The sequence below is a fragment of the Halopseudomonas pachastrellae genome (genome assembly GCF_900114765.1).
In the GTDB taxonomy this organism is placed as follows: Bacteria; Pseudomonadota; Gammaproteobacteria; order Pseudomonadales; family Pseudomonadaceae; genus Halopseudomonas; species Halopseudomonas pachastrellae.
This window is the reverse complement of sequence record NZ_FOUD01000022.1, coordinates 29917-52249: the sequence shown is the minus strand read 5'-3', so window position 1 is coordinate 52249 and position 22333 is coordinate 29917. Positions and strand designations below refer to the sequence as shown.

The window sequence follows — 22333 nt, the reverse complement described above, 5'->3', positions numbered from 1 at the left end:
GAGGGCACGCGACATGCGGGCGCTGCCGTACTCAAGCTGGTTTTTCGGACTCTGGCTATGCGCCAGTCCGGTCAATGCCTTCGAGTTGAACAGCCTTGAGTGGCCACCCTACACAGGCGCAGCCCTGCCGGAGCAAGGCCAACTGTCCAGCCTGTTGCGCGACGCGCTGGCGCAGCAGGACATCCCGCTAAGAATCCGCTTCTGACGTGGAACCGGGCCGTCAAAACCGCCATCACCAGCCCGGAGACGCTTGGTTACTTTCCCCAGTATCAGACCGCAGACCAGACCTGTGTCCATTCAGACAGCCTGGGCACCAGCCGACTGGGCCTGGCTCATCGCAGCAGCGAACCACTCGATTGGCAGCAACTGACGGATCTGGCGCCGTATCGTATTGGCGTGGTCAGCGGCTATCGCAACACGCCGGCCTTCGACCAGAGCGTCGCCAACGGCGTCTTGCAGGTAGAGGAGTCAAACAGCGATCGGATCAACCTGCTGAAGCTGCTGTATGGTCGGCTGGACCTGGTGGTGATTGATCAGGCGGTCATGCATTACTGGTTGGAGACCTCGGAGGAGCTTAGGCACAGCGCCGAGCAGCTGGCGTTTTCCCCCAGACTGCTCGGTGAGCTGAGCTTGCATGTGTGCTTTGTGGATGGCCCCGACGCCGATCAGGCCCGGCGCCGGCTCAACCACGCGCTGCGCACATTCAGGCCCTGAGCCCGCTGCTCACTCCGGCAGCGGCAGTGTCGGCAGCTGACCCTCGATCATCTCAAAGCCATCGCGCAGGGTACGCTCGGCAGCGCCCTTGTCACCCATACGTTCCTGCAAACGAGCCAGCTCAGCGCAGGTCTGAATATCCCGGCGGCTGGAGAAGCTCGCCTCCAGGTAGTCACGCGCCTTGCCCCAAAGCCGGTTACGCTGGGCCAGGCGCCCGGCAGCCAGCAGCAGACTGGCATTGTGCGGGTGCTGGGTGAGCCACTGCTCGGCGGTCACCAGTTGGCGCGCCACATCCTTGCCCTTGAGCAAGCCGTAGAGATTGACCAGCCGCTCGTTGAACTGCTGCTGCAAGGCGCTGCGCAGCACCTCTTCGGCCAGCTCGTCACGACCACGCGTGCGCAGCTGCAGCGCATAGGCCTCGACCAGTTCCGGCTCCTCGCGCAGGCGTTTGGGCATGCGCTCCCAAGCGGCAATCACCAGACTGGCCGGATCGCTGTCCTGGGACGCGGTACGCTGCCCGGCTTGCGCCAGCAGCGCCACATGCACCTGACGCTCCAGCGCCTGCTGGTCTTCCTCGCGCAGCACCTTCTGCCGGCGCAGCTCGGGCAACAGGTCCAGCAGGCTGTGCCAGTCTTCCAGACGCACATACACCTGGCTAAGCAGCTTGAGGGCGTAGAGGTGCTTGGGGTGTTCCTTGCGCAGCCGCGTCAAGGTTGCCAGCGCCTGCTCCAGCTGGCCGCGGGCGATCTGCAGCTGAGCCTGGGTCACGGCAATAGCGACATCCGCCTTAGGCGTCGTTTCATAGGCTTCACGCAGCAGAGCATCGCACTCGGGATAGTCTTCCAGCTCGTTGGCCGCACGCGCGGCCGCCAGATAGTTGATCAGCGGCAGTTCGGAATGCGGAGCCGAGCGCTTGAGCAGGCGCAGCGACTGCTGCCAGTGCCCTTCGGCAAACTCCAGCAAGCCGCGCGTGGCGAGCAGGTTGGCGCGGTTCTGCAGATTGCGCCGCGACCAGGGGTTGATGCGCCGTCCGGATGCCGTCAGCATGCGCAGCAGCGTGCGGGTCAGCATCAGCAGTAGCCAGAAGGCAAGCAGAAAACCCAACCCGACCCAGATACTGGTCTCGATGGAAAAATGCCGCCAGGCAATCAGCATATAGCCCGGGTCCTGGGCAATGGCCATCCCCAGCAGCGCGGCGACCAGCACCACCAGCAGGATGGCTACATAACTCTTACTCATCCGCCGCCTCCTCGGCCGGCGCACTGCTGCGACGGCTCTGCAGGTAGTTGGCCAGGCTCTGCTGCAACGGCGCCAGATCCGGCGGCGACAGACTCACTGCGCGGCCATGCAGCTCCTGCAGTTGACCCTGCATTGCCTGCACCTTGGGATTTTCCAGTTCGAAATACTGCGTCAGGATCTGCTCGGCCCGATCCAGGCTGGCCTGATAGACGGTTTCTTCGCCGCGCAGGGCGGCCCACTGAGCCTGCTCCAGCGTCAGTTGCAGGGTGCGGCGCACGCGCTGCATCTCGGCCTCATCCAGCAGCGGGGTGATCACCTTGCCACGTTGAAAGTCGACCCGGACATAACGCTCCAGACGCATCAACACACGATCCCAGCGGTCGCGGCGCTGCAGACGGTCGGCGTACTCTTCCTCGGCGCTGACGTCAGTCGGGTCAAACTCCGGTACCGGCAGCGCCACCAGACGGTCGACCTGATCACGCAGGGCGCCCAGACGCAGGAACACACCAGCCCGATCCAGCTCCGGCAGGCCCTCCAGCTCGGCCTGATAGCCGGCCAACTGCTCACGTACGCCGTACAGCCCGCTATCGGGCATGGACTTGAGAATACCGTCGACGGTTTCCAGCAGCTCGCGGGCAGCGGAGACATCCTGCACGGCCTGCAGGCGCAACGCGGCAAGCCGCAGCAGGTATTGGGCCTCGGCCAGTTTCCACTCCTCACGGCCATCGCCCTGCAATACGTCAAGACGCTCGCCGAGCGCCTGCTGGCTGCGCTGCATCTCGGCAATCAGACGCTCGGCGGCCTGCCAGTCATCGCCCTCGGGAACGCCCTGCAGGCGCTGATCAAGCCGGGCGTTGGCGCGATCAAACTGGCCCTGTTGCTGCGCCAGCGCATTACGCTGGGCCTGCTGCAGGCTCTGCGCCTGCCACCACTGCCAACCTGAGGCTGCCAGCGCGATCAGCGCCAGCAGCAGGGCCAGCAAGCTGACGCCGCGACCACCACCTCCTGCGGCTGGCTTACCCGGTTTGGGGCGCTTGGCGTCACTGCCCTTTTTGTCGCTGGCCGCCGCCACCGGCTCTGCGGGCTTGGTCGCCGCAGCGGCTGCAGGCTGTTGTTCGGTCTTGTCGTTCGCTTCGCTCGGTTCCACGCGCTTCCCCTTTGTCATCCCGACGACGAGAGTACGGCCTCCACGACGGCCGCGTCATCTGCACCTCGACAGGTTACTACATCCGTGCAGCCCCACTCCCGGGCCTGCGCCGCAATCCGTTCACTTGCCACAAAACAGCGCCAGTGGCGCTGCACCTCCCAGTCTCCAGCCGCAGCCTCGCGCCAATGACGCAGGGCCTGGACGCTGAGCACCAGCACCTGATCGAGCTGCGGCGCCAGCGCGGCCAAGTCAGCCGCCAGCGCCGCCGGCATGTGCCGGGCGTAGAGCGGCAGGTAATCCACCCGCGCGCCCGCTGTCCGCAGCTGATCTGCCAGATGCTCGCGTCCAACCTCGCCACGCCAGATCAGCACCTTCAGATCGGGGCGGGCCAGCAAGGACTGCCACAACGGCATGGCCAGCAGCGCCTCGCTGTCCTGGCCCTGGGCCGGGCAACGGGCTGGCAAACCATAGTCGCGCAACACCTGCGCGGTACCGCCACCAACGGCCAACCAGGCAACGCCCTCAGGTGGCTGCGGCCAATAGTGATCAAGCCGCTCCAGCCCAAGACGCGCCGCCACCGGGCTGACCACCACGACGGCGTGATACAGATCCAGATCCAGCATGCGCTGGCGCTCTGCCGGCCCTTCGGCACAGGGCTCCAGCGCCAACAGCGGCAAGCTGCAGGTTCTGACACCGAGCGCAGCCAGACGTGCGGCCAGTCGCTGGTTATCCGCCGGTTGACGGGTCAGCAACAGGCAGCCGCTCACCGTGGCGTCGCCTCCTCGTAGACGGCATCCAGGATCGACTGCGCGCCCTGGGCCAGCAGGTCTTCGGCAACCGCAATGCCCAGCGCCTCGGGGTCGCCCTCCGACCCACGCGCCTCGGCACGCAGCATGCGCTGTCCATCCGGGTCGCCGACCAAGCCACGCAGCCAGAGTTCGCCATTCTCGCGCTCGGCGTAACAGGCAATCGGCACCTGACAACCGCCATTGAGGCGCGTGTTGAGCGCACGCTCGGCGCGCACGCGCAGCGCGCTGTCCTCGTCGTTCAGTTGCACCAGCAGCGCCTGCAATTCGGTATCCGAACTGCGGCATTCGATGCCCACCGCGCCCTGACCGCCCGCCGGCAGACTGACTTCCGGCGGCATCGGGTAGCGAATACGCGCATCAAAGCCCAGGCGCAACAGCCCGGCGGTCGCCAGTACGATCGCGTCGTACTCGCCCGCGTCGAGCTTGGCCAGACGGGTATTGACGTTACCGCGCAGGAAGCGGATCTGCAGATCCGGGCGGCGCGCCATGATCTGCGCCTGGCGGCGCAGACTGGAGGTGCCGACCACGCTACCGGCCGGCAGCGCATCCAGATCATCAAAGTGGTTGGAAACAAAGGCGTCGCGCGGGTCTTCGCGCTCACAGATGGCATACAGCCCGAGACCGTCCGGGAACTGCATGGGCACATCTTTCATGGAGTGCACCGCCAGATCGGCTTCGTCGTTGAGCATGGCGGTTTCCAGCTCTTTGACGAACAGGCCCTTGCCGCCGATCTTGGCCAGCGGTGAATCCAGCAGTTGATCGCCACGGCTGACCATGGGCACCAGAGACACGGTGATACTCGGGTCCAACTGTTCGAGGCGCGCCTTTACGTATTCGGCCTGCCACAGGGCCAGGGCGCTCTTGCGGGTGGCAATTCGCAGATGTCGACTCATGGAACTCTCACTTCAAACCAGGTCGCATCATACGCCATGGTCAGACGGGCATCCACGCGGGCGACTGTCGCAGCAAGCTTACAGACACAGATGCTCCATCAGACGACGCACGCCCGGCACGTGGCGGCGACTGACCGTGAGGGTTTCGCCCTCCAGCCCTTTCAGGCACAACTCAAAGTGCCCCATGGCCGTACGCTGCAGACATTCAATGCGGTTGCGGGCCACCAGCGCGTTGCGGTGGATGCGCACAAACTGGTCACCAAACTCTTCTTCCAGCGCCTTCAGTGGTTCGTCCAGCAGCACCTCGCCTTCGAGGTGACGCAGGGTCACGTACTTGTGGTCAGCGATGAAATACAGCACATCCTCCACGGGGATCAGCTCAATGCCCTTGCGGGTGCGCGCGCTGATGTGGCTGCGCGCCTGGGCCCCCTCGGGCTGCGCCGTGGCCTTGCCGAGGCTGGCAAGCTGCATGCGATTGGGCCGCTGCGCCTTGGCCAGGGCATCGGCCAGCGCTTCGCTGCGCACGGGCTTGAGCAGGTAGCCGACAGCACTCACGGCAAAGGCGTCGAGCGCATACTCGCCGTGCGCGGTGCAGAACACCACGGCCGGCGATTCGGCGTTCTCACAGAGCTTGGCGGCGGTTTGCAAGCCGTCCAGCCCGGGCATGCGAATGTCCAGCAGCAGGATATCGGGATGATGCGCCTCAACCAGTTGCAGGGCCTCGTGCCCATTGCTGGCCATCTCGGGCAACGCCCTGTACCCCGGCAGCGAACCAACCAGTCGCGCCAGCCGCTCGCGGGCCAGCGGCTCATCATCAGCGATCAGTACTTTCATTCGATAATGACTTCTCTGCCGTTGTTGAATCTTGTGTAACAGGATAGACCAGCCTGCTGAAGAAGCACTCCCCCTCCCGCCAGCCCGCCAACTGCGCTCGCTCACCAAACAGCGCCTGCAACCGGGCCCGGATATTGGCCATGGCCATACGCTCGCCCTGGTGCGTGTCGTTCTGCTGAGGACAGGTGTTACTCACCATAAGTTCAACCACCCCGCCCTGCAGGCGCCCTCGGATAAGCATCTCGCCACCGTCGATACGTGGCTGCAAACCATGCAGTATGGCGTTCTCCAATAAGGGTTGCAGGGTCAGCAGCGGTATCGGCAGGGTATCGGGCAGCTCGCCCACATCCCATTGCACGCGCATGCGCTCACCCAGCCGATATTGCTCAATGCGCAAGTAGCCTTCGCACAGGCGGCGCTCCTCCCCCCAACAGGAGAGGGTCTCACTACCGGACAGGTTGGCACGGAACAGGTCGGACAGATCCAGCACAGCCTGTTCGGCCTTGGCCGGCGCCACCTCGATCAGGCTGGCAATGCTGTTCAGACTGTTGAATAGAAAGTGCGGGCGAATACGCGACTGTAGCGCTTGCAGCCGTGAACGCAGCTCGGCCTGTTGTTGATGCTGCCACTGTTGCTGCAGATAAAAGTAGCGCAGCAACAGGCTGGTCATGATCAGCGCGATCAGGCCATGGCGCAGTAACTGCCCTGCTTCCCATTGCAGGGCGCCGGTCATGCCACGGTAAACCACCCAGTCGCCGAGGACGGTAAAGAACAAGGTCAGCCCCACCACCACCGCGTGACAGGCAGCGACCGCCAGCCCTAGCGGGCGCCGACGCATCCAGCCGCGCAGGCGGCACAGAGCGGCAGCCGAGAGCAGCACAATCCACTGCACAAAGAGCGAGGCCATGGCCAGCTGCAGCCAGTCAAAACCGCCGTCGGCAGGCTGCGCCAGCACCCATACCAGCACAACCAGCTGGGCAAGCACCACCAGGGTAAAAACAGCAACGGACGAGCACAGGTCAGGGAGGAAAAAGTCCTCCCCCTCATAAGGGCGTTTGAGCAGGGTCCAGAATCCGTTCTTCATCACGCCAGTGTCTGCCAGCCGGCCGCCATCGCGCAAGCGTGAAATGCTATGCTATGCGCCTCTTCACGCAGCGGAACCATCCGAGACATGAGCCAAGACAAGACAACCAACCAATCCTGGGGTGGCCGGTTCAGCGAACCGGTCGACGCCTTCGTCGCCCGTTTCACCGCCTCGGTGGATTTTGACCAGCGCCTGTACAAGCACGACATCCAGGGCTCCATTGCCCACGCCACCATGCTGGCGAAGGTGGGCGTGCTGACTGAGGCAGAGCGCGACACCATCATCGAAGGGCTGAACACCATTCGCGGCGACATCGAAGCCGGCCGGTTCGACTGGCGCGTTGACCTCGAAGACGTGCACATGAACATCGAGGCCAAGCTGACCGAGGCCATCGGCATTACCGGCAAGAAGCTGCACACCGGCCGTTCACGCAACGACCAGGTAGCAACCGATATCCGCCTGTGGCTGCGCGACGAAATCGACGTCATCATGGGCGAACTGGTGCGCCTGCAAACCGGTCTGCTGGATCAGGCCGAGCGCCACAACGCGGTTATCATGCCCGGTTTTACCCACCTGCAGACTGCGCAGCCGGTGACCTTCGGCCACCACCTGCTGGCCTGGTTCGAGATGCTGCAACGCGACCGCGAGCGTCTGATCGACTGCCGCAAGCGGGTCAACCGCATGCCGCTGGGCTCGGCCGCACTGGCCGGCACCACCTACCCGATCGACCGCAGCATCACCTGCGAGCTGCTGGGCTTTGAAGCGGTATCCGGCAACTCGCTGGACGGCGTCTCCGACCGCGACTTCGCTATCGAATTCTGCGCCGCCGCCGCACTGGCGATGATGCACCTGTCGCGCTTCTCCGAGGAGCTGGTGCTGTGGACCAGCGCGCAGTTCAACTTCATTGCCCTGCCCGACCGCTTCTGCACCGGCTCCTCGATCATGCCGCAGAAGAAAAACCCGGACGTACCCGAGCTGGTGCGCGGCAAGTCCGGCCGTGTATACGGTCACCTGATGGGCCTACTGACCCTGATGAAGAGCCAGCCGCTGGCCTACAACAAGGACAACCAGGAAGACAAAGAACCGCTGTTCGATGCCGTCGATACCCTGCGCGACAGCCTGCGCGCCTTTGCCGACATGATCCCGGCCATCGAGCCCAAGGTCGAGGCCATGCGCGAAGCGGCCCTGCGTGGTTTCTCCACGGCAACCGACCTGGCTGACTATCTGGTGCGTAAGGGCATTCCGTTCCGCGACTGCCACGAGATCGTCGGCCACGCCGTGAAGTACGGTGTGGATTCGGGCAAGGATCTGGCGGAGATGTCGCTGGACGAACTGCGCCGCTTCAGCGACCAGATTGAGCAGGACGTGTTTGAGGTACTGACACTGGAAGGCTCGGTCAACGCCCGTGACCATATCGGTGGCACCGCACCGGCGCAGGTGCTGGCAGCCGTTCAGCGCGGCCGAGCCCTGCTCGACGCCTGACCCCAAAAGAAAGGCCGGCAGCCCTCGCGGACTGCCGGCCTGTCAACAAGCACTGATCCATTGCACTCGCGCAGGATCAGCGCTCTTCTGCTTGCTTACTCGCGCTCGACGCTGATCACAAAGCTGCCACGACCGGTGTTGTCGTAGCTGCGCGCGCTCAGGGTGTAACGCCCGGGCTCGAGGTAAGTGCTGATGCGAGAGTTGGTGCCACCGGCGCCATCGTCATCTTCCAGCTCCACTCCGTTACCGCTCATGCGCAGCAGCGCATCGAACTCGGTCGCGTACAGGTCAACCTTGTACTGGCCGGCTTCAGCGATCACCAGCGTCTTGTCGACACTGTTGCCCGCCAGTGTGCCGGAAACCCCTTCGCCCGGACGCACCTGCGCGCTGTTGCTGCTGACAGGTTGCACGGCAGTGCTCAGGGTGAAGATACCGGCGCTGCCATCAACGGTCGATGCGCTGATACGGTAGCTGCCGGGGTTGGCAAGCGTGGTGATGGCCGCATCCAGATCGCGACCGGCGCCATCGTCATCGCTGGTGTCAACGCCGGGGCCTTGCAGCTTGAGGAAGCTGTCGACCTCATCCGAACTCATGACAATGCGCAGCAGCGAACGCTCCGGCACAGTCACGGTGTAAACCTTGTCGTTGCTGTCAGCCAGGCCGCTGATGGTGCTGCCCAGGGCAATCTCACCGCCGTTGACCAGCTCAACGCCCTCAGGCAGCGCGCGGCTGCTCAGGCTCAGGTCGTAGCCACCTTCGGCCGGGGAGTCCAGCGCGGTCGCTGTTACCTGGTAGGTACCCGGGTCGAGCATGACAGTCATGCGCGAGTTGGTGCCATCACCGCCGTCGTCATCTTCCAGCGACAGACCGCCACCGTTCAGCTTGAGCACGGTGTCCAGCTCCTCGGAGCCCAGGGCAATCTCGTACAGACCGGCTTCTGCGACCGTCAGGGTGTAGGTGTTGGCATCGTTGCCACGGCTCAGCAGGCCAAAGACGGAGTCGTTCAGCTCCAGCGCACCGCTATTGCGCGGCGTTACGCGCTCCAGCGTCAGGTCGAACGGGCCGTAGGCCGATGCCGTGCTGCCGCTGACGCCCAGGCGGTAAGTGCCATCGGCCTGCGGGGCCAGATGCAGGGAACCGTGACGCGGGCCGCTGACCAGTTGGTTGCGTGAATCCAGCAGGGTCAGCACCGCGCCTTCCAGGGCACCGCCCTGCTCTACGCGTACCAGCTCACCTGCCTTGAGCTTGAGATTGAATACCTGATACTGCGACCCGTCATTCAGGTTGACCGGGCTGCTGCTGGTGAGCTCGCCCTGCAGGCGTGTCGCGCCGTTGGTGTCCACGGCGCCGCCCTGGGTGGCCGCACAACCGGCCAGTGTGACGACCATGCCCACCGCCAGAGCGGTGCGAGACAGGGTAGAGGGAAAAAGTGAAGAGAACTGCATATAAATTCCTTCTGGACGGAAAACCTCCTGAAACCGCCGAGTTTGAGCCCGGCGCCGCATTCTTGCTCCGCGATTATGCCTGTTCCCCCACGCCCGGCTCCAGTACCGAAACGTGGTATGTGCGCCATGTCCGTTTTGTCTTTCAGACTGCCGGCTGTTGCTGGGTGATACAGTGGATGTTGCCGCCACCCAGCAGGATTTCCCGGCCCGGCACCGCAACCACGCGGCGTTCGGGGAACAGACCCTGCAAAATTGCCAGCGCCTCCTCGTCATGAGGATCGGCAAAGCTGGGCGCCACCACCCCACCGTTGACGATCAGAAAGTTAACGTAGGAGCCGGCCAGACGAATGGCCGGATCACGGCTCTGGCTGCCCTCGACCACCTGCACATCCGCGCACTCCTCGGCGGTCGCATGCAGCGGCCCGGGAATAGGTATGTGGTGCACCACCAGCGCACGGCCCTGGGCATCGCGCGCCTCGGCCAGCACCGCAGCTGCAGCCTGACAGCGGGAATAATTGGGATTGTCCGGATCGTCCGTCCAGGCCAGCAGCACCTCGCCGGGCCGGACAAAACAGCAGAAGTTGTCGACGTGGCCATCGGTCTCGTCGTTGTACAGGCCCTCGGGCAACCAGATCACCTTGCTGATACCGAGCTGCGCTGCCAGCTGCTGCTCAATCTCAACGCGTTGCAGGTGCGGGTTGCGGTTGGGGTTGAGCAGGCACTCCTCGGTGGTGATCAGGGTGCCTTCGCCGTCCACGTGAATCGAACCGCCCTCCAGTACAAAACCGTCGGTGCGATAACGCGGGCAGCGCTCCATCGACAAAATCTTGCTGGCCACCTGGTCATCCAGCGCCCAGTCGGCATACAAACCGCCCAGCTCGCCGCCCCAGGCATTGAAGGCCCAGTCCACCCCGCGCAGGCCGCCCTGGCCATTGATGACAAAGGTCGGCCCGGTATCACGCACCCAGGCGTCGTTGCAGCTCAGCTCCACCACCCGAATCGCCGGATGATCCAGCTGCGCGCAGGCATTGGCGTATTGCGCCGCCGAGACGCCCACGGTCACCGGCTCAAACCCGGCTATCGCCTGCGCCACCGCAGCAAACGCCGCCTGCGCCGGCTCCGCCTGTTGCCGCCAGTTATCCGGACGCTCCGGCCAGATCATCCAGGTCTGGCTATGCGGCGCCCACTCGGCGGGCATGAAGTAGCCGTCATGCTGCGGCGTGCTGTGCAGATTGAACATGGGCTCAGGACTCCAGCTCGCCATCCAGTGTCTTGACCGGGCCGTACAGATTCGGGCGGCGGTCGCGGAACACGCCCCAGGCGCTGCGAATATGCTCCAGCTCGTCCAGGTCGAAGGACTGCACCAGCACACCGGTTTCCGTCTCGTTCAGTTCCTGAACCTTCTCGCCAAACTGGTTGGCAATGAACGATGAGCCGTAGAAGGTGATGTCGTAGCCGTCCTGCTCTTCGCGGCCGATGCGGTTGCTGGCAATCAGCGGCATCAGGTTGGCGCCGGCGTGGCCCTGCTGCACCCGCTGCCAGTGGTCGCGGGAGTTGATGCTGTGGTCGTGCGGCTCACTGCCGATGGCAGTCGGGTAAAACAGCAGCTCCGCGCCCATCAGCGCCATGCTGCGCGCACACTCGGGAAACCACTGATCCCAGCAGATACCAACGCCAATCTTGGCATAGCGGGTCTGCCAGACCTTGAAGCCGGTGTCGCCCGGGTTGAAGTAATACTTCTCGTGGTAACCGGGGCCATCCGGAATATGACTCTTGCGGTAGATGCCGAGGTTGCTGCCGTCGGCATCAATGATCGCGATGCTGTTGAAGCGCGCACGACCGGCCAGCTCGAAGAAGCTGATCGGCAGCACCACCGCCAGCTCTTTAGCCAGCGCCTGAAAGTGCTTGATGGCCGGGTTGTCTTCAACCCGCGTGGCCAACTGCAGATACTCCGGGTTCGGCTTCTGGCAGAAGTACGGGGTCTCGAACAGCTCCTGAATCAGGATGATTTGCGCGCCCTTGGCGGCGGCCTCGCGCACCAGCTTGTCAGCCTGCGCAATATTCGCCTGACTATCCCAGGTACAACCCATCTGGGTGGCGGCAACGGTCACGGTACGGGTCATGGCACACTCCGGTAAGAGTTGGATAAAAATCGACTTATAGCCCAGCCCGGCACCATTGGCAAGCTACAAGACATTCAATAAATAGATATTTATCGGCCAACAAGCACTGCGCGCCGTATCAACCCAGCATCTTCACCGGGTCCTGCCGATAAAAATCGGCCAAATGCCGATAGACCGCCGGCCACTCCCTGCGCAGCACCGCAGGCCGCTCAAAGAAGCTTTCTGACAGCACGGCAAAGAACTCCGCCGGCGCCTCCAGCGCATAAGGGTCCAGTGGCAGCGCCTCGTTGCGCTCAAAACGCTGACCCAGATCGTCCCAGGCTGCCTGCATGTCACGCGCCCAATCCGCCTGGCTCATGCCCCGGTGCAGTGGCGGCGCGCCGTTGGCGCTGGAGGAGCGCATATCCAGGGTATGCGCCAGCTCATGAATCACGACGTTAAAGCCGTCGGCCCGACCCGAGTGGCGCACGTCATCCAGCGACAGCACCACCGGCCCGCGCAGCCAGGCCTCGCCGCTCAGCTGCCGCTCGCCCTCATGCACCACGCCAGCCTCGTCGCGCCACTGGTGCCGCGCGCGAAAGGGGCCATCGTAAAAAATCAGTGTCTGCCAGCCGGCGTACCAGTCGAGCCCCAGCTCCAGCACGGGAGCAACCGCCATGCCTGCCACCCGCAGGCGCAGTGCATCGGTCAGCTCAACGCCCTCGGTCGCGTGTAGGTGCTTGCGCAGCAGCAGACGCAGCGCCAGCTCGTGCAAACGCGTGCGCGCAGCGGGCGTACTGTGCTGATAGAAAGGCCAGTCGCCCAGCGCCTGCTGCCACAACTGAGGGTCGAGGTTTTGCTGCAGCTCGCGCAGTTGCTTCGCCTCTCGGCGCTGGCGCCACCACTTGAACAGCCCCATCTCAGCGCCCCTTGGCCGGCGGCAGCACCGGCGGCAGATAGACGCTCAGGTACGCGGTCATCAAGCGCGTGGCCTCGCGACAGATAGGATCGGACAGCGCGCCCGCCTGCTGGTATCCGACCGCCAGCAGCTTGTCCGCCGCCTGCATGGCGAGCGCAAAGATATCGACATCCTGCGGCAGCGCAGGCAGCACAAAGCGCTCTGCCAGGCATTGCTGAAAACGCTGGGCCAGCAGTTGATCGTGCTGCTGGTCGGCCTGACGAATAGCCGCCAGACCATGCCCGCCCAGCAAAAGCTCGCAGGCTGCCGGGTGACGGCGGTAATAGTCTTGAAAGCGCGCCTCAATCTCGGCCACCAGCGCGGCCCAGCTGTCAGGCGCAGAGGACGGGGGCTGCTGCAGCACGGCGTCCAGCTCAACAAACAGCCGTTCGGCCAGCGCCGCCAGCACATCACTGATCTGCGGGAAGAAGTGGTAGACCGATGAGGGCGGGATCTCCGCCTGCTCGGCAATGGCGTAAATCGACAGCTCGCTCAGCCCGCCCTGCCCCAGCAGGCTGATAGTCGCCTCAAGGATACGGTCGATCCGCTCCTGACTGCTGGCGCGGCGCTTGGGAACGGATCGACTCATGAAAAGCTCTCTACTGGCGACTGTCCTGCAGACGATACCACAGCAGCGCCAACGCTCGGATGGCGGTCTGCAGGGGCGCACCCGGGGGCACCGGCAGATGTCGCCAACGCGCCATCAGGTCAAAGTTGTGCGCATCACCCAGCACGGTGTCGGCCATCAACTTACCGGCCAGGCCTGCCAGCGCCACGCCCTGTCCGGAATAACCTTGCGTGTACAGCACTCGCCGCCCCAACCGTCCAAACACCGGCGCCTTGCTCATGGTCATGGCTACCTGACCGCCCCAGAGGTACTCGAAGTCTTCACCCGCCAATTGCGGAAATACCTGCGCCATGCGCTGGCGCATGGTCTGGCGAAGCGCATCGGGCCGCGCATCACGCGCACTGGCCCGCCCGCCAAACAACAAGCGGTTGTCCGGGGTCAGCCGGTAATAGTCGATCAGTGTGTTCATGTCGCAGACGGCTGCACGGGAGGGAATCAGCTCAGTCGCGAGATCACCCAGCGGCCGGGTCGCGCCGATGTAGCTGCCAATCGGCATAAAGCCCTTGCGATGCCAGGGCAACAACTTGCCGAGATAGGCGTTGCCTGCCAGCAGCAGGTGACCGGCGCGCACCTGCCCGCCCGCCGTCTGCACCGCAACCGCGCCACCCTCTTCGGCATAGCTCAACACGGCAGAACGCTCGAAGATGCGCACGCCCGCCTGTTCGGCCGCCCGGGCCAGGCCTTGGGCGTATTTGAGCGGGTGCAGATCGCCACCGCCCCAGTCCATGACGCCAGCGTGATAGTCGGCGCGCAACAGCCCCTGCAACGCAGCCCGATCATGAAACTCAAGACGGTCGTAGCCCAGCTCACCCAGCTCCTGCTGCCAGGCACGCAACTCGGGAACCTGACGCGCCTTGTTGGCCACCAGCAAAATGCCCCATTTTAGATCGCAGTCGATGCCGTGCCGCGCCACCCGATCACGCAACAGCGCAACGCCATCCACGCCGAGCTGCCATACCTTGCGCGCGGCCGCCTCGCCCAGCTCGCGCACCACGCGTGAATGATCGCAGGCCACCCCGGGGTTGATCTGCCCGCCGTTACGGCCGGAGCAGCCCCAGCCGACATCTTCCGCCTCCAGCACAATCACGCTGCGCCCGGCCTCGGCCAGCTCCAGTGCAGCCGACAGACCGGTAAAGCCTGCCCCTACGATGCATACGTCCGCATCCAGCGCACCGGCCAGCTGCGCGCGAGGTGCTGCCACAGGCACGCTGGCCCGATACCAGGAATCATTCATCACAAAGGCTCTCGCATAACGAACAATCCCGCCGGATGGCGGGATTGTGAAGGGTGATGCCCGCGGTCAGACCGTGTGCAGATACCACATGTACTCAAGGTCGGAGATGGTCTTTTCAAACTCTTCCATCTCGCTTTCCTTACAGAGTACGAAGACGTCCAGGTACTCCTCGCCGATGTACTCCTTCATCACCTCGGAGGCTTCCAGCTCGCGCAGGGCATCACGCAGGTTGGTCGGCAGGGAGGCTTCGTGCTGATCGTAGGCGTTGCCTTCGGTCATCTCCGGCGGCTCGATCTTGTTGCTGATGCCGTAGTGAATGGCCGACAGCAAGGCAGCCATCAACAGATAAGGGTTGGCGTCCGCGCCTGCCAGGCGGTGCTCGATGCGCATCGCCTCGGGCTCACCACCCGGCACCCGTACGGCGACGGTGCGGTTGTCGATACCCCAGGTCGGCGCACAGGGTACGAAGAAGCTCGGGCTGAAGCGGCGGTAGGAGTTGACGTTGGGGCACAGGAACGCCATGTACTGCGGCAGGGTTTCCAGCAAGCCGCCGACCGCCCAGCGCAGGGTGTCGCTCAGGCTGCCGTCCGGGTTGGGGGCGAAGATATTGTGGCCGTTCTCATCCGTCAGGCTGATGTGCACGTGCATGCCGTTGCCGGCCTGATCGTAGTACGGCTTGGCCATGAAGGTGGTGTCCATCTCATGGTCATAGGCCACGTTCTTGATCACCCGCTTGAGCAGCACGTTGAAGTCGCAGGCTTTCACCGGATCATCGACGTGATGCAGGTTAACCTCGAACTGGCCCGGCGCAGACTCGGCCACGATGGCGTCAGCGGGGATGCCCTGCTCGTGGGCAGCTTCGATGACGTCCTCAAGGAATTCGGCGTATTCGTCCAGATCGTCCATGGAGTAGACCTGAACCGAGTTCGGGCGTTTGCCCGACATGGGTGAGCGCGGCGGCTGCGGGCGACCGGTGATGTTCTCCTGGTCAATCAGGTAGAACTCCAGCTCAAAGGCAGATACCGGGGTCAGCTTGAGATCTTTGAAGCGTTCTACGATGCGTTGCAGAACGTAGCGGGGGTCGGCGAAGAAGGGGGTCTTGCGGTCCAGTTCGTACATGGTCATCAGCAGCTGTCCGGTTGGCCGCTTCTGCCAGGGCTCTACCGTCAGCGTGCCCGGGATCGGCAGGCAGATGCGATCGGCATCGCCAATTTCCAGCCCCAGCCCCGTCTCCTCGACGGTCGTACCTTGAATGTTGAGCGCAAAAACCGACGCCGGCAATGCGATGCCCTTCTCGAATGCCTTGGCCAGCGCGGAACGATCAATACGCTTGCCGCGCACAATACCGTTCATGTCGGCAATAAGAAGGTCAATAAAGTGGATTTCCGGATGCGCGGCCAGAAAGGCCTCCGCTTCCTGGATGCCGACCTGCGCACCGATCTCGGTGGCTACGGCTGTTAAAGCATCCGCTCCGGGTTGGGGCTGCATGGGGTTTCACCTGTTATTTGTAAAATATATCAATCACAAAACGTGCCAGCCCTGAGTTAATCCGAAAGGCTCGTTGGAGTCAATAGAGCAGGCATCGCACAAAGTCGGTGCAAGGCGCACCAATTAAGGTCATTCCGGGCCTCTCAGCGCCCCTGATGGCCGAGCGAACGTTCAGGATTTGCGGTCTTTGTGTTGAATATTTTTTATTGCTATTGTACGAAAAAACGAACAACAATGCGGTCACCCGCTATTCGAACTGGATCATCTGGAAGACAGTCAATGTCCATCGCTCGCAAGCCCGTCATCGGTATCGTCTGCTGCTCCGAGCAGCTCGGCCTCCACCCCTTCAACATCGTCGGCGAGAAATACATTCTCGGCGTCGTTGACGGCGCGGACGGCTTGCCGCTGCTGATTCCGGCCCTGGGCGAGCGCCTCGACAGCGCACAGCTACTGACGTTGCTGGACGGCATCCTGTTCACCGGCTCGCCCTCCAACGTCGAACCCCACCATTACCAGGGCCCAGCGAGCGCCGAGGGCACCAAGCATGACCCCAAGCGTGACGCCACCACCCTGCCGCTGATTCGCCAGGCCATCGACCAGGGCGTACCGGTACTCGGCATCTGCCGCGGCTTTCAGGAAATGAACGTGGCCTTTGGCGGCACCCTGCACCAGCGGCTGTATGAGGTGGGTGGATATATCGAACACCGCGAAGACAAGACGCAGCCGGTCGAGGTCCAGTACGGCCCGGCCCATGAGGTTCGCTTTGAGCCCGGGGGGTTACTTCACCAGATCGCAGGCTGCAGTTCGGCCCAGGTCAATTCCCTGCATACCCAGGGAGTAGCTACACTGGCACCCGGTCTGCAGCCTGAAGCGACAGCACCCGATGGACTGATCGAGGCCTTCTCGGTCAGCCAGGCAACCCAATTCGCCCTCGGCGTACAGTGGCACCCCGAATGGCAGGTCCGTAGCAACGCGCTCTACCTGTCGATTTTCCAGGCGTTCGGCAACGCCTGCCGGGCCCGTGCGTCGCGGCAACCCTGAGGCGGTTATGAACAAGATTGAAAGCTGGCTGAAAGAAAACAAGATTACCGAAGTGGAATGCATGGTCAGCGACCTGACCGGCATTGCCCGCGGCAAGATCGCGCCCACCATGAAATTCATCTCGGAAAAGGGCATGCGCCTGCCCGAGAGCATCTTGCTGCAATCGGTAACTGGCGACTATGTAGAAGACGACATCTATTACGACCTGCTCGACCCGGCCGACATCGACATGATCTGCAAGCCGGACGAGACCGCCATGTTCACCGTGCCGTGGGCGCTGGAGCCAACTGCGCAGATCATCCACGACTGCTTCGACAAGATGGGCAACCCCATCGAGATGTCGCCACGCAACGTGCTGAAAACCGTCCTCAAGCTGTACCAAAAGAAAGGCTGGAAACCGATTGTCGCGCCAGAAATGGAGTTTTACCTGACCCGCCGCAACGAGGACCCAGACCTGCCTCTGCAGCCGCCGATTGGCCGCTCCGGTCGCCAGGAAACCGGCCGTCAGTCTTTCTCCATTGATGCCGCCAACGAGTTCGATCCGCTGTTCGAGGACATGTACGACTGGTGCGAAGCGCAAGGCCTGGATCTGGATACCCTGATCCACGAAGAAGGCACCGCGCAGATGGAAATCAACTTCCGTCACGGCGACCCGCTGCATCTGGCCGACCAGATTCAGGTATTCAAGCGCACCATGCGTGAGGCGGCGCTCAAGCACGACATGACCGCCACCTTTATGGCCAAGCCGATTACCAACGAGCCGGGCAGTGCCATGCACCTGCACCAGAGCATCGTTGATACCAAGACCGGCAAGAACATCTTCTCCAATGACGACGGCAGCATGAGCGAACTGTTCCTGCAGCACATCGGCGGCCTGCAGCGTTATATCCCCGAGGTGTTGCCGCTGTTCGCCCCCAACGTCAACTCGTTCCGCCGGTTTCTGCCGGACACCTCGGCACCGGTCAACGTGGAATGGGGTGAAGAGAACCGCACCGCCGGCCTGCGCGTACCGGACTCCAACCCGCAGAACCGCCGGGTCGAGAACCGCCTGCCAGGCGCCGACGCCAACCCCTACATCGCCATCGCCGCCAGCCTGCTGTGCGGCTACCTCGGCATGGAAAACCAGATTTCGCCCTCGGCGCCGGTCAAGGGCCGCGCCTACGAGCGCCGCAACCTGCGCCTGCCGCTGACCATCGAATCAGCGCTGGAGCGAATGGAACAGTGCAAGGACGTCGAAAGCGTACTGGGCAGCAAGTTCTGCCGCGGCTACGTTGCCGTCAAACGGGCCGAGCACGAAAACTACAAACGGGTGATCAGCTCCTGGGAGCGCGAGTTCCTGCTGCTGTCTGTCTGACCCCAGAACCACGCACAAGTCGCGGCCCGGCGCCGCGACGACACGGATATCGGAGTACCGCATGAGCAAACTCAATACCGCCGCCCTGCAAGCCATGGACGCCGCCCACTATCTGCACCCGTTCACCGACCACAAGGATCTCGGTGCCCGTGGCACCCGCATCATCGAACGTGCCGAAGGGGTCTACCTGTGGGACAGCGAGGGTAACAAGGTGCTCGATGGCATGGCCGGCCTGTGGTGCGTGAACATTGGCTACGGCCGCACCGAGCTGGCCGAGGCCGCTTACAAGCAGATGCTCAAGCTGCCCTACTACAACAGCTTCTTCCAGTGCACCAACCCGCCCGCCATCGAGCTGGCCAAGGCGATTGCCGAGGTCGCCCCTGAGCACATGAACCACGTGTTCTTCACCGGCTCGGGCTCCGAGTCCAACGACACCGTGCTGCGTATGGTGCGCCGCTACTGGGATCTCAAGGGCAAGCCCGGCAAGAAAACCATCATCAGCCGCGTTAACGGCTACCACGGCTCCACCGTGGCCGGCGCCAGCCTCGGCGGCATGTCGGTGATGCACGAACAAGGTGACCTGCCGATCCCGGGCATCGTGCATATCCCGCAGCCGTACTGGTACGGCGAAGGCGGCGACATGTCACCGGACGAATTCGGCATCTGGGCAGCGCAGCAGCTCGAAGCCAAGATCCAAGAGCTGGGTATCGATCAGGTCGGCGCCTTTATTGCCGAGCCGATCCAGGGCGCTGGCGGCGTGATCATTCCGCCGGACACCTACTGGCCGGAGATCAAGCGCATTCTGGCCAAGTACGACATTCTGCTGGTGATCGACGAGGTCATCTGCGGTTTCGGTCGCACCGGCCAGTGGTTTGCCAGCCAGCACTATGACCTCAAGCCCGATCTAATGCCGATTGCCAAGGGCATGACCTCCGGCTACCTGCCGATGGGCGGCGTGATCGTCAGCGACCGTGTGGTCGAGACCATGGTCGAGCATGGCGGCGAGTTCTACCACGGCTACACCTATTCCGGGCACCCGGCCTCAGCGGCCGTTGGCCTGGAAAACCTGCGCATCATGCGCGACGAGAAGATCGTCGAGTATGTTCGCGAAGAAGCGGCACCGTATTTGCAGGAGAAAATTGCCGGCCTGGCAGAGCATCGTCTGGTCGGAGAAGTACGCGGTGTAGGCCTGCTCGGCGCCATCGAGCTGGTCAAGGACAAGGCCACCCGGGAACGCTTCCCGGACAAGGGCACCGTCGGCACCCTGTGTCGCGACCTGTGTGTTGCCAACGGCCTGGTCATGCGCGCGGTGGGTGACACCATGATCATGTCGCCGCCGCTGGTCATCAGCCGCAGCGAGATCGACGAGCTGGTCGACAAGGCCTGGAAGGTACTGGATCAGGTGGCCGAGCAGCTGGGCGTCTGACGCTCAGGTTGCCCAACGGCTATGCTGGCCAGTGAGCGCTTGACTCCACCGGAGCGGCCCGCGCCGCCCGGACACCGCGTTTCCAAACAATGGATGGAGAGTTGAAACGATGATGAAGCATCTGGGCAAGACACTGCTGGCCACTGCGACCGTTGTATCCATCGGTACAGCGGCGCAGGCAGAGGAAGTGGTTAACGTCTACAACTGGTCGGACTACATCGCCGAGGACACCCTGGACAATTTCCAGGAGGCCACCGGCATTCGCCCGGTCTACGACGTTTTCGACAGCAACGAAGTACTGGAAGCCAAACTGCTCTCGGGCAGCTCCGGATTCGACATCGTTGTGCCGTCCAACCAGTTCCTCGGCAAACAGATCAAGGCTGGCGCCTTCATGCCGCTGGACCGCAGCAAGCTGCCGAACTGGGAAAACCTGGACCCGACGCTGCTGCGCGCGCTGGAAACCAACGACCCGGGCAACCAGTACGCCTTCCCGTACCTGTGGGGCACCACCGGCATCGGCTACAACCCGGAGAAGGTCAAGGCCGTGCTGGGTGAAGACGCGCCGGTTAACTCCTGGGACCTGGTGTTCAAACCGGAGAACATGGAAAAGCTGGCCTCCTGCGGCGTGGCGTTCCTCGACGCGCCGGCCGAGATCATCCCCTCCGCGCTCTTCTATCTGGGCCTGGACCCGAACAGCACCAGCGCCGAGGACTATCCCAAGGCGCAGGACCTGCTGATGAGCGTACGTCCGCACATCACCTACTTCCACTCCTCCAAGTTCATCACCGACCTGGCTAACGGCGACATCTGCGTTGCGGTGGGCTGGTCCGGCGACATTCTGCAGGCCGCCGCGCGTGCTGACGAAGCCGAGAACGGAGTGGAAGTGAAGTACGTGATTCCGACCGAAGGTGCGGCCATGTGGTTCGACATGATGGCCATTCCGAAAGACGCTAAAAATGTCGATAACGCCTATGCGTTTATGGATTATATTCTGCGCCCCGAGGTGATCGCCGAGATCTCCAACTACGTGGCCTACGCCAACGGCAATCAGGCATCCAAGTCGATGATTGACGAAAGCGTGCTCACCGATCCGGGCGTCTATCCCAGTGACGAGACCCTGGCCAAGCTCTTTACTCTGGCGGAACTGCCGGCCAACATCGAACGCACCCGGACCCGCCTCTGGACGCGAGTGAAATCCGGCCAATAACGCGGAAAAGACGGTAATAACAAGCGGCCGGCTGCAGTCTCCCTGCGCCGGCCAGATCAACAGTACTACTTATCTCAGGCACCCCTGCCTTTAGGAGACACCATGAAGCAATCCATGCACCGGTCACTGCTCGCCCTGACCACCGCTACCCTGCTGGGCGGCGCCGCCATCGCGCAGGCCGAGGGCAAGCTGAACATCTACAACTGGTCGGACTATATCGCCGAAGACACCATCGCCAACTTCGAGCAGGAAACCGGCATCAAGGTGACCTACGACGTATACGATGCCAACGAGGTGGTCGACGCCAAACTACTTACCGGCAACTCCGGCTTCGACATCGTGGTGCCCACCAACAACTTCCTGACCAAGCAGGTGCAGGCCGGCGTCTACATGGAGCTGGACCACAGCAAACTGCCGAACATGAGCAACCTCAACCCCGAGTTGATGAAGCAGATGGAAAGCATCGACCCGGGCAGCAAGCACTCCATCCCCTACCTGTGGGGCACCAACGGCATCGGCTACAACGTCGACAAGGTGCAGGAAGTGCTGGGTGACGACGCCCCGCTGGATTCCTGGGCACTGATCTTTGACCCGCAGTACGCCAGCAAACTGGCCAGCTGTGGCATCAGCATGCTCGACTCCGCTGACGAGATGCTGCCCTCCGCCCTGAGCTACCTGGGCCTGGACCCGAACAGCACCAGCGCCGACGACCTGAAAAAGGCCGAAGAACTGCTGCTGGCCGTGCGTCCGCACATTACCTATTTCCACTCCTCGCGCTACATCACCGACCTGGCTAACGGCGACATCTGCGTTGCTGCCGGTTACTCCGGCGACGTTTTCCAGGCCGCCTACCGCGCCGAGGAAGCCGAGAATGGTGTGAACATCAGCTACATCATTCCGAAAGAAGGCACAGCCCTGTGGTTCGACATGATGGCCATTCCGAAAGATGCGCCGAACGCCGACAACGCCCACGCCTTCATCAACTACATCATGCGTCCGGATGTGATTGCACCGATCACCGACTACGTTGCCTACGCCAACCCGAACAAGGCGTCCGACGAGCTGGTTGACCCGGAAATCCGCAACGATCCGGCCATCTACCCGACCGACGAAGTGCTCGAGCGTCTGTACGTCAACGTCCCGCGCCCAATGTCGGCGCAGCGCCTGATGACCCGTACCTGGAGCCGCATCAAGTCCGGTCGGTAATACCTAAGGGGGCTGTCTACGGACAGCCCCTTGTCGAATCGG

At 63.1% G+C, this 22333-nt stretch carries 21 protein-coding genes; 8 read left to right on the top strand and 13 right to left on the bottom strand.

The features are described 5' to 3' along the window. Positions 1-13: 13 nt before the first annotated feature. Together BM116_RS16265 and BM116_RS16260 are read left to right on the top strand one after the other, a co-directional pair. On the top strand, positions 14-205 hold the full coding sequence (locus BM116_RS16265; RefSeq protein ID WP_083728238.1) for a hypothetical protein: 192 nt from the start codon (positions 14-16) through the stop codon (positions 203-205). Positions 206-396: 191 nt separating this feature from the next. After that, positions 397-714 (top strand): hypothetical protein, encoded by a 318-nt coding sequence (locus BM116_RS16260; RefSeq protein WP_083728239.1) that lies wholly within the window; start codon positions 397-399, stop codon positions 712-714. A 9-nt stretch (positions 715-723) separates the two neighbouring features. On the opposite strand, the gene BM116_RS16255 is transcribed toward BM116_RS16260, so the two are convergent. From BM116_RS16255 to BM116_RS16230, 6 genes are all read right to left on the bottom strand, one after another. Further along, entirely contained in the window at positions 724-1953 is a 1230-nt protein-coding gene (locus BM116_RS16255) for a heme biosynthesis HemY N-terminal domain-containing protein (RefSeq protein WP_083728240.1), read from the bottom strand. Then, on the bottom strand, positions 1946-3100 hold the full coding sequence (locus BM116_RS16250) for a uroporphyrinogen-III C-methyltransferase (protein ID WP_175494050.1): 1155 nt from the start codon (positions 3098-3100) through the stop codon (positions 1946-1948). The genes BM116_RS16255 and BM116_RS16250 overlap by 8 nt, the downstream gene beginning before the upstream one ends. Before the next feature lie 14 nt (positions 3101-3114). Continuing rightward, entirely contained in the window at positions 3115-3867 is a 753-nt protein-coding gene (locus BM116_RS16245; protein WP_083728118.1) for a uroporphyrinogen-III synthase, read from the bottom strand. Next, positions 3864-4802: a hydroxymethylbilane synthase gene (gene hemC, locus BM116_RS16240; RefSeq protein ID WP_083728119.1), complete on the bottom strand. Its 939-nt coding sequence runs from the start codon at positions 4800-4802 to the stop codon at positions 3864-3866. The genes BM116_RS16245 and hemC overlap by 4 nt, the downstream gene beginning before the upstream one ends. Positions 4803-4880: 78 nt before the next feature. After that, complete coding sequence (locus BM116_RS16235; protein ID WP_083728120.1) at positions 4881-5636, bottom strand: LytR/AlgR family response regulator transcription factor; 756 nt, start codon at positions 5634-5636, stop codon at positions 4881-4883. Next, positions 5617-6720 (bottom strand): sensor histidine kinase, encoded by a 1104-nt coding sequence (locus BM116_RS16230; protein WP_083728154.1) that lies wholly within the window; start codon positions 6718-6720, stop codon positions 5617-5619. The genes BM116_RS16235 and BM116_RS16230 overlap by 20 nt, the downstream gene beginning before the upstream one ends. 87 nt (positions 6721-6807) lie before the next feature. On the opposite strand from BM116_RS16230, the gene argH reads away from it, so the two are divergent. Next, positions 6808-8202, top strand: coding sequence for an argininosuccinate lyase (argH, locus tag BM116_RS16225; protein WP_083728121.1), 1395 nt, complete (start codon positions 6808-6810; stop codon positions 8200-8202). Between the two features lie 95 nt (positions 8203-8297). Here argH and BM116_RS16220 read toward each other — a convergent pair whose 3' ends face one another. From BM116_RS16220 to BM116_RS16190, 7 genes are all read right to left on the bottom strand, one after another. Continuing rightward, positions 8298-9647: a hypothetical protein gene (locus BM116_RS16220; protein WP_083728122.1), complete on the bottom strand. Its 1350-nt coding sequence runs from the start codon at positions 9645-9647 to the stop codon at positions 8298-8300. 142 nt (positions 9648-9789) lie between these two features. Further along, positions 9790-10887 carry an agmatine deiminase gene (aguA, locus tag BM116_RS16215; RefSeq protein ID WP_083728123.1) on the bottom strand — a complete coding sequence of 366 codons (1098 nt, stop codon included), beginning with the start codon at positions 10885-10887 and terminating at the stop codon, positions 9790-9792. Between the two features lie 4 nt (positions 10888-10891). Beyond that, positions 10892-11770, bottom strand: a complete 879-nt coding sequence (gene aguB / locus BM116_RS16210) for an N-carbamoylputrescine amidase (protein WP_083728124.1) — start codon at positions 11768-11770, stop codon at positions 10892-10894. A 118-nt stretch (positions 11771-11888) separates the two neighbouring features. Further along, on the bottom strand, positions 11889-12668 hold the full coding sequence (locus BM116_RS16205; RefSeq protein ID WP_211276293.1) for a M90 family metallopeptidase: 780 nt from the start codon (positions 12666-12668) through the stop codon (positions 11889-11891). A gap of 1 nt (position 12669) precedes the next feature. Then, complete coding sequence (locus tag BM116_RS16200; RefSeq protein ID WP_083728125.1) at positions 12670-13296, bottom strand: TetR/AcrR family transcriptional regulator; 627 nt, start codon at positions 13294-13296, stop codon at positions 12670-12672. A gap of 10 nt (positions 13297-13306) precedes the next feature. Next, complete coding sequence (locus BM116_RS16195; RefSeq protein WP_083728126.1) at positions 13307-14569, bottom strand: NAD(P)/FAD-dependent oxidoreductase; 1263 nt, start codon at positions 14567-14569, stop codon at positions 13307-13309. Between the two features lie 66 nt (positions 14570-14635). Then, entirely contained in the window at positions 14636-16057 is a 1422-nt protein-coding gene (locus BM116_RS16190) for a glutamine synthetase family protein (RefSeq protein WP_083728127.1), read from the bottom strand. 285 nt (positions 16058-16342) lie between these two features. On the opposite strand from BM116_RS16190, the gene BM116_RS16185 reads away from it, so the two are divergent. From BM116_RS16185 to BM116_RS16165, 5 genes are all read left to right on the top strand, one after another. Next, positions 16343-17098, top strand: coding sequence for a gamma-glutamyl-gamma-aminobutyrate hydrolase family protein (locus BM116_RS16185; RefSeq protein WP_211276295.1), 756 nt, complete (start codon positions 16343-16345; stop codon positions 17096-17098). A 7-nt stretch (positions 17099-17105) separates the two neighbouring features. Further along, positions 17106-18452 carry a glutamine synthetase family protein gene (locus tag BM116_RS16180; protein WP_083728129.1) on the top strand — a complete coding sequence of 449 codons (1347 nt, stop codon included), beginning with the start codon at positions 17106-17108 and terminating at the stop codon, positions 18450-18452. Positions 18453-18513: 61 nt separating this feature from the next. Beyond that, positions 18514-19878: an aspartate aminotransferase family protein gene (locus tag BM116_RS16175; RefSeq protein ID WP_083728130.1), complete on the top strand. Its 1365-nt coding sequence runs from the start codon at positions 18514-18516 to the stop codon at positions 19876-19878. A gap of 112 nt (positions 19879-19990) precedes the next feature. Further along, complete coding sequence (locus BM116_RS16170; protein WP_083728156.1) at positions 19991-21085, top strand: extracellular solute-binding protein; 1095 nt, start codon at positions 19991-19993, stop codon at positions 21083-21085. 114 nt (positions 21086-21199) lie between these two features. Next, complete coding sequence (locus BM116_RS16165; RefSeq protein ID WP_211276296.1) at positions 21200-22291, top strand: polyamine ABC transporter substrate-binding protein; 1092 nt, start codon at positions 21200-21202, stop codon at positions 22289-22291. Positions 22292-22333: the final 42 nt, after the last annotated feature.

What these genes read in the sequence shown, in the direction of transcription:
- BM116_RS16265 (WP_083728238.1), top strand. Translation starts at nt 14, where the DNA reads ATGCGGGCGCTGCCGTACTCAAGCTGGTTTTTCGGACTCTGGCTATGC.
- BM116_RS16255 (WP_083728240.1), bottom strand. Translation starts at nt 1,953, where the DNA reads ATGAGTAAGAGTTATGTAGCCATCCTGCTGGTGGTGCTGGTCGCCGCG.
- hemC (WP_083728119.1), bottom strand. Translation starts at nt 4,802, where the DNA reads ATGAGTCGACATCTGCGAATTGCCACCCGCAAGAGCGCCCTGGCCCTG.
- BM116_RS16235 (WP_083728120.1), bottom strand. Translation starts at nt 5,636, where the DNA reads ATGAAAGTACTGATCGCTGATGATGAGCCGCTGGCCCGCGAGCGGCTG.
- BM116_RS16230 (WP_083728154.1), bottom strand. Translation starts at nt 6,720, where the DNA reads ATGAAGAACGGATTCTGGACCCTGCTCAAACGCCCTTATGAGGGGGAG.
- argH (WP_083728121.1), top strand. Translation starts at nt 6,808, where the DNA reads ATGAGCCAAGACAAGACAACCAACCAATCCTGGGGTGGCCGGTTCAGC.
- BM116_RS16220 (WP_083728122.1), bottom strand. Translation starts at nt 9,647, where the DNA reads ATGCAGTTCTCTTCACTTTTTCCCTCTACCCTGTCTCGCACCGCTCTG.
- aguA (WP_083728123.1), bottom strand. Translation starts at nt 10,887, where the DNA reads ATGTTCAATCTGCACAGCACGCCGCAGCATGACGGCTACTTCATGCCC.
- aguB (WP_083728124.1), bottom strand. Translation starts at nt 11,770, where the DNA reads ATGACCCGTACCGTGACCGTTGCCGCCACCCAGATGGGTTGTACCTGG.
- BM116_RS16205 (WP_211276293.1), bottom strand. Translation starts at nt 12,668, where the DNA reads ATGGGGCTGTTCAAGTGGTGGCGCCAGCGCCGAGAGGCGAAGCAACTG.
- BM116_RS16200 (WP_083728125.1), bottom strand. Translation starts at nt 13,296, where the DNA reads ATGAGTCGATCCGTTCCCAAGCGCCGCGCCAGCAGTCAGGAGCGGATC.
- BM116_RS16195 (WP_083728126.1), bottom strand. Translation starts at nt 14,569, where the DNA reads ATGAATGATTCCTGGTATCGGGCCAGCGTGCCTGTGGCAGCACCTCGC.
- BM116_RS16190 (WP_083728127.1), bottom strand. Translation starts at nt 16,057, where the DNA reads ATGCAGCCCCAACCCGGAGCGGATGCTTTAACAGCCGTAGCCACCGAG.
- BM116_RS16180 (WP_083728129.1), top strand. Translation starts at nt 17,106, where the DNA reads ATGAACAAGATTGAAAGCTGGCTGAAAGAAAACAAGATTACCGAAGTG.
- BM116_RS16175 (WP_083728130.1), top strand. Translation starts at nt 18,514, where the DNA reads ATGAGCAAACTCAATACCGCCGCCCTGCAAGCCATGGACGCCGCCCAC.
- BM116_RS16170 (WP_083728156.1), top strand. Translation starts at nt 19,991, where the DNA reads ATGAAGCATCTGGGCAAGACACTGCTGGCCACTGCGACCGTTGTATCC.
- BM116_RS16165 (WP_211276296.1), top strand. Translation starts at nt 21,200, where the DNA reads ATGCACCGGTCACTGCTCGCCCTGACCACCGCTACCCTGCTGGGCGGC.